The sequence below is a fragment of the Syntrophomonas wolfei subsp. methylbutyratica genome (assembly GCF_001570625.1).
Taxonomy (GTDB): Bacteria; Bacillota; Syntrophomonadia; order Syntrophomonadales; family Syntrophomonadaceae; genus Syntrophomonas; species Syntrophomonas methylbutyratica.
Genome location: NZ_BBQT01000038.1, coordinates 1 through 5,185 on the forward strand (window position 1 = coordinate 1; position 5,185 = coordinate 5,185).

Annotated in this window: 4 protein-coding genes; 3 read left to right on the forward strand and 1 reads right to left on the reverse strand. The window is 33.4% G+C overall.

All coding sequences use genetic code 11. From position 1 onward, the window contains the following. On the reverse strand, positions 1-466 hold a 466-nt coding region (locus tag AWB54_RS14770; protein ID WP_153014762.1), incomplete at its 3' end, for an IS110 family RNA-guided transposase. A gap of 396 nt (positions 467-862) precedes the next feature. Here AWB54_RS14770 and AWB54_RS14775 point away from each other — a divergent pair. The 3 genes from AWB54_RS14775 to AWB54_RS14785 are packed head-to-tail and all read left to right on the forward strand — an operon-like array spanning position 863 to position 5,119. Next, positions 863-1,510 (forward strand): hypothetical protein, encoded by a 648-nt coding sequence (locus AWB54_RS14775; protein WP_061215367.1) that lies wholly within the window; start codon positions 863-865, stop codon positions 1,508-1,510. Continuing rightward, on the forward strand, positions 1,507-3,555 hold the full coding sequence (locus tag AWB54_RS14780; RefSeq protein ID WP_061215368.1) for a coiled-coil domain-containing protein: 2,049 nt from the start codon (positions 1,507-1,509) through the stop codon (positions 3,553-3,555). The genes AWB54_RS14775 and AWB54_RS14780 overlap by 4 nt, the downstream gene beginning before the upstream one ends. Then, on the forward strand, positions 3,545-5,119 hold the full coding sequence (locus AWB54_RS14785) for a hypothetical protein (protein WP_061215369.1): 1,575 nt from the start codon (positions 3,545-3,547) through the stop codon (positions 5,117-5,119). The genes AWB54_RS14780 and AWB54_RS14785 overlap by 11 nt, the downstream gene beginning before the upstream one ends. Positions 5,120-5,185: the final 66 nt, after the last annotated feature.

The window sequence follows — 5,185 nt, forward strand, 5'->3', positions numbered from 1 at the left end:
ATTTGATATTGGCTCCCTCAAGAACTTTTTGAATACGATTCAATTCCCTGGCACGCTCCTGCACCATGCTTCGGCGATAGCGTACGAGCTCTTTGAGCTCACGCTGTTCCCGCTTGGGAATAAAGCTGCCATTCAACAACCCGTGACGTAGTAAATCAGCAATCCATTCAGAGTCTTTGACATCAGTTTTACGACCTGGTACAGCTTTAATGTGTTGAGCATTAACAACTAAAGCCGGCATCCCCTCCATTTCCAGAAGATTGTAGATTGGCTTCCAGTATGAGCCCGTTGCTTCCATAGCCACGCATTGACAATCAACGCCTTTAAGCCAGTCAACTAAGCAAAGAAGCGAAGCAGTCATCGTACTGAAACTCCTAATCTCCTTCTTTTTGCCTGATAATACGCAGGCAACGATTGTCTTCTTGTGAACATCCATACCACAACAACGCTCGTAAATTACATTCATTGAGATACCTCCAATGACTCAGAATTTACGGCGGGTTTCCTGGAACATATTAATCTACCCTGCGTGCTCATGGCAACAATTTGTGGTTCAAGCAGGAAACCTTAGTCAGTCTATAATATCGGGCTCAAAGCACCAAGACATTCCGACCTTATGCCGTAGTCAAAGAATATCACAGGAGCTCGTAGTTTTCATTAATTTGCTGGTGCGCGAACCCACGCATGGGCGTCTATAATGGGAAGTTGGGCAACACATACGTTATAGCAATAATGGGAAGTTAGATAGACCGTTATATCTAGCGCTATCAAAATGATTGCGGTAGATTGGCACCCTACTCTCAATAGGATTGATTAACGGTTTATGGTATTCTAAAACATTATTATTATTAGGAGGGTCAAAATGGAAGACATAATACGCTTATATAAAGATAGGATTAGAATTTTTTTAATCATATATTTCTTTTCTGAAGAGTTTCATGACTCAACTAATCTGAATTTGGTGCGTGTTTTATATACTGAGACTAGAATACAAAAGATTGATTTTCTGCTTAGAAATCCAGATTACTTTGCACTTGAGCTGCTCAATTTGCTTCCTACAAAAAAACATGACAGGAATCAAATCAAAAATGTTATTATTGATATTTTCAAAAATAGAGAACCTGAAATCAGAAGGCTTGAAATGGAAAAGTTCTTCTTCGGAGCCTATGAGGATATAGATGATGTAATTGCATTTTTAGAAAGCTATGGTTTCATTGTTTTTAAGAGCAAAAGAAATATTGAGTTAAATGTTATCGACAAACAATATTATGTTACCAAATATGCTAAAGAAAAAACTGATAAGGTTCTATCAGAAATGGACTCGCTAAAATGGTATATTGATCGCTGTGAACAAATTAAGCAGTATTTAGGTGATTATACTGGCACACAACTTAAAAATATGCAATATGAAGAAGAAACTTATAGAAACACGTCCTATAAAGAGTTTATAGCCAATGTACAAGAAAAGGTGAAAACCATTTTTAAAAGGGAGTTTGGTGAAAATTTATGAAAAAATTAATTTCCGAACTCAAGAAAGAACTTGAGATAAGAGATTTAGTCATTGGTGACACTGAATTAAATGAAATATTAGAGCGTAACGAATATGTAGCAGAACTTCCAATTGCTACGGGAAAAAGGATTTTATTGGAAGAATTAAGGTTTACAGGGACCAAAAATAATGGTGATAAAATTGATTATATCCAAAAATTTGCTTCTGGAATTAATATAATAATTGCAGATAATCTAACAGGTAAGTCGAGTGTATTTAAGGTTGTTAAATTTGCCCTAACAGGTAGGGACAGTTTGAAATCAGACATATCTTCTTGGATTAAAACAATTATGCTTGGCTTTAGTATTGCAGCTAAAAGTTATACAATTTGTATTGACAAAACATCTTCTCGAATGTCCAGCACTCTGTATAGCACTGCTATTGACCAAGTTAATATCGAATATGATGATAATGTTATTTTTCAATCTAACACAAAAAGCGATTATGAGGTGCAAATTCAAGATTTCTTCTTTAATCAGTTTTCGTATTATCCATTGAGTTGGACTCAAAAAGATTCTGCGAAAGATAGCATAGAGCTAAGAGAGACAAAAGCGAGCTGGAGCACTTACTTCAAATCAATTTACCTTGAATCAAAAGACACAAATTCTTTCTATGGAAATCAAGGTTCAAAGACATTTCAAATACTCTTAGGCCTGAAATATACGAAAACCATTAATAAGTTAATGATAAAACGAGATTTCATAAAAAACTCATTAGCTAAAAAAGATGGAGGAGATAACATATCATTAGTTAAGAAAGAAGATTTATTAAATGAGTTGAAGAAAATTGAAGTAGGCCTTGATGCTATCCGTACAAATTCGGATTATGTCAAATTTCAATCATTGAAAGAATTACAAAACAGTCTTTTTATGGACATTCAAGCATCTTCTATGATATTTAGTTCTAGCAATAATCGACATTATCAACTCCTTGCGGAATTGGATAATAGCCGCAGTGCTCGTGATAGCCTTACCAAAGAGAAAGATGGGCTAGAAAAAGAAGTAACTAAAATAACAAGAAAAATTAATGACTTAAAAGAATACTTGGAATCCGGGTATTTTTTCTCAAATCTAACAATCAAAATGTGTCCCTCGTGTAATCATGAAATAGATATGTCACCCACCAATGAAGAACACGAATGCAATTTATGTCACAAACCTGTTGTTTCTGAAATTGAGAATAAGGAGCAGTTTTCTGAAAGACTAAAGCAATTAACAGAGACAAAAATAATTCTAGAAATCAAGATAAATGAAATAGAGGAAAAAATTAGTACTTTGCAAAAAAGCATTAGTGGTCTTGAAAAAGAAAAACTAGATATTGAAAAAACTATTCAAAATAATGACTATGCTGAATTATCCCAAAAGAGCGCACAGATAAACAAACAACTCAATGAGTTAAATGACAAATTAAAGCAGTCTACTGAAAGAGAAAATGAACTCATTTCTCAAAAAGCCATTCTTAATTATAGATTAAGCTTACAAGAGGTAGATAGTGACGACAATGTTGGTAAGCTAAATAAGAAGCTAGAAGTGCTTGAAATATCTATAGATTATTTTATTAACAAGCGTTTTGAGGAAAGCAAACCAGTTTTAACGTCATTAGAAGATTTGATGTTGAATGAAATCCATGCTTTTGGATTGCCTTCAATAACCAAGATCCATATTGATAAGCTTTTTAATATTGAATATACACAGAATGGAACAAGAATAAAGTTTGAAGACATAGCTGAGGGTGAGCAATTGCGCGTTAAGTTGGCATTTTATCTTAGTATTATTCAACTTGATATTCAAAAGAATTATGGTAAGCATCCCAGACTTCTAATGATTGACAGCCCCGCTAAGGAAGAAGGGGATAACAAATATTTAGAAGGATTAAAGGCTGTGCTCGCAGATATAGAAAATAGATATGCAGACAAGTTGCAAATATTAATCGGAACTGCTGAACGTAATCTGAGTGATATTGTAAGAAGTCAATTTGTCTATGAGGCTGATCAATATGTGTTTTGATATTGCGATTTTAGATACATATAAAACAAAAAATCAAGCAGAAAAATTAAACTTTTGGGAGGGGCAACTCCCTTTATGCAATTTTGAAAAACAAAACTCAAGACAATTGGTCAGCTTTATCCACCAAATTATTGCAGATTCACAAGAAGCAATTTATTCAAAATGTCAAGCAATCGACTTTTCTATTAGGATGTTTTTAGCCGACATTTTAAAAGATAGAAATATCTTGGATATACTTTTGGACTCATGGGAACCAACCAGCGATATCCACCTTGAAACGTTAAGAATTAAGCGACTTGCATTGTTATATCCTTATGATACTGATATTCAGTCTGTTTTAAATGAACTGGCACAAAGTGATTCGCTGGTATCAACAGAAAGTAACTATCAATTAGGCTTGATAAATTTATTTGTTGCAAGGGAAAAAAGATCAATTGATGAAGTAGTAGAAGTTCTAAGAATTGCATATGTTCATTTTGATGTAGCTTCCAAAGAGGAAAACAGAATAGATGCAAGCTTATTTAAGGTTATTACAAATTCGATTATTTACATTTTCTGTAATAATTGGTTGGAGTTTGATAAATGCATTAAAGAGTTAGAGCGTCTGATTTTCATTCAGCGAATATATAGCTGGAACCCTGATGTAGTTACACTGCATCGTGCAATATACTCTAAATTGTATAATGCAAAATTGATAATTAAAAAAGACACAAAAAACTGGTTGAATTATAAAGCTGAGTTTGATCAACTTTGTATGGAATTTTTTAATATCCAAAATCAATCTGTAAAATCAGATTTATTTTCTATGGAAATTGAGCATGGTATATCCGATAATTTAATAACAAAAGTGATCGAGCCTGTCTTTAAAACGAATTTCCATAGTGTTTTGTGCAAAATAGATTGTTTACTAAATGACGATAGTATTGAGGAAAATCAAGCTGAATTCCTAATATATTTGAAAGATGTTATTCAACAACAATCAGAAACAGAAATAAGTGAATATGATTTTTTTAATCAGAGCATCATAAGAACTTTTCCGCATTTACCAGAAAGTAAAAGCAGGATATTTTATGATGCTATAAAAGATTCTAATCTACAGATAATTTCCAATATATTGGATCAACTCACGAATAGCAATGGATATGATAAGTTATTTGAACGTATAATGTACGCCTGTGTAACACTGCAAGGAACGAGACATTACTATGGTTCAGAGGAAAATATTCGGAACAAATTTATTGCACAATTATTAGAGGCTTCTGGCTTTCGCACAAAAGATCAGACACAGTGGGGGCTTTCAAATAAAGGCATATCCGATGGAGAGATTGATGTTCAAATTGTTGATGACAAGGGAACCGCCTATTCTATTATTGAAGGACTTATTCTCAAATCATTAGATACCACCTACCTAAATCTCCACTTAGATAAAATTTTCAAATATGACACAACAGGGCTAGAATATATATTTATTGTAAGCTATGTTGCAGTTGCGGATTTTTCTTCATTGTTTACTGCGATCCAAAAAAGCCAGCAGTGTGATGTTTTAGAGCCACATTGTGCATGAAATAGAGCCACCTTGTGCAACCATTAGAACCACTTTTATTAATATTTTGTTCTTTGAAAATTTCAT

Coding starts and splice junctions, on each gene's coding strand:
- AWB54_RS14775 (WP_061215367.1), top strand. CDS start 863: ATGGAAGACATAATACGCTTATATAAAGATAGGATTAGAATTTTTTTA.
- AWB54_RS14780 (WP_061215368.1), top strand. CDS start 1,507: ATGAAAAAATTAATTTCCGAACTCAAGAAAGAACTTGAGATAAGAGAT.
- AWB54_RS14785 (WP_061215369.1), top strand. CDS start 3,545: ATGTGTTTTGATATTGCGATTTTAGATACATATAAAACAAAAAATCAA.